The following is a 1,425-nucleotide window of genomic DNA, read 5'->3' on the forward strand; positions in this document are numbered from 1 at the left end:
GGCGGCTGGTGACGATAAGGCGCCGCTGGCGATGGCTGGCGGCGACGCCGTTTCTGCTGTGGCTGGCGCTGCTGGCGGCGGACCGCCTGTGGCCCCTGCCGCTGCACGAGGTGGCTCCGGCCCGGGTGGTGGTGGCGCAGGACGGTACGCCGCTGTGGCGCTTTGCCGATAAGCAGGGCGTCTGGCGCTATCCGGTGACCCTCGATGACGTGTCGCCGCGCTATCTTCAGGCCCTGATCCAGTATGAAGACCGCTGGTTCTGGGATCACCCCGGCGTAAATCCGCTGGCCATTGCCCGCGCGGCCTGGCAGGACCTCACCTCCGGGCGCGTCATCTCAGGCGGCAGCACGCTGACCATGCAGGTTGCGCGGCTGCTCGACCCTCATCCCCGAACCTTCGGCGGCAAGCTGCGCCAGCTGTGGCGCGCGCTGCAGCTGGAGTGGCATCTGTCGAAAAGCGAGATCCTGACCCTGTACCTCAATCGCGCCCCGTTCGGCGGCACGCTGCAGGGGATCGGCGCCGCCAGCTGGGCTTACCTCGGGAAACCGCCGGCCCGGCTCAGCTACGGCGAAGCGGCCCTGCTGGCGGTGCTGCCGCAGGCACCGAGCCGCCTGCGTCCTGACCGCTGGCCGCAGCGGGCCCAGGCGGCGCGCGATAAGGTACTGGCGCGCATGCAAACCCAGGGCGTGTGGTCGGAGAAGACGGTGCGCGAGGCCACGGAAGAGCCGGTATGGCTGTTCCCCCGCCAGATGCCGCAGCTGGCGCCGCTGTTTTCCCGGCGGATGCTGGCCAGCAGCCGCGAAGACAAGGTGGTGACGACCCTCGATGCCGGGCTGCAGCGCCAGCTGGAGGATTTAGCCCTTAACTGGAAATCGCGCCTGCCGCCGCGCAGCTCGCTGGCGATCGTCGTCGTCGATCATACCGATATGCGCGTGCGGGGCTGGGTCGGCTCGGCGGATATTAGCGACGACAGCCGCTTCGGGCACATCGATATGGTGTCGGCAATCCGTTCCCCGGGCTCCGTGCTGAAGCCGTTTGTCTACGGCATGGCGCTGGACGAGGGGCTGATTCATCCGGCCTCTTTACTGCAGGACGTCCCGCGACGGTTTAGCGATTACCGGCCCGGTAACTTCGACAGCGGCTTTCACGGGCCGGTCAGCGCCAGCGACGCGCTGGTGCGCTCTCTGAACCTGCCAGCCGTGCAGGTGCTGGAAGCCTACGGGCCAAAACGGTTTGCCGCCACGCTGCGCAACGCCGGCCTGCCGCTGATGCTGCCGGCGGGCGCCGAGCCCAATCTGTCGCTGATCCTGGGCGGCGCCGGCGCCCGGCTGGCGGATATCGTGGCGGCGTACAGCGCGTTTGCCCGTCACGGCAGGGCGGGGCGGCTGCGGATGACGCCGGAGGCGCCGCTGGTGGAGCGGCCGC

General features: G+C 69.5%; 1 protein-coding gene. It reads left to right on the forward strand.

Features of this window, described 5'->3' with window-relative positions; translation table 11 throughout:
• Positions 1-5: 5 nt before the first annotated feature.
• On the forward strand, positions 6-1,425 hold a 1,420-nt coding region (pbpC, locus tag PFH44_RS27540; protein ID WP_283826832.1), incomplete at its 3' end, for a penicillin-binding protein 1C.

The sequence above is a fragment of the Klebsiella sp. Ech2A genome (genome assembly GCF_030078455.1).
GTDB lineage: Bacteria > Pseudomonadota > Gammaproteobacteria > Enterobacterales > Enterobacteriaceae > Klebsiella > Klebsiella terrigena.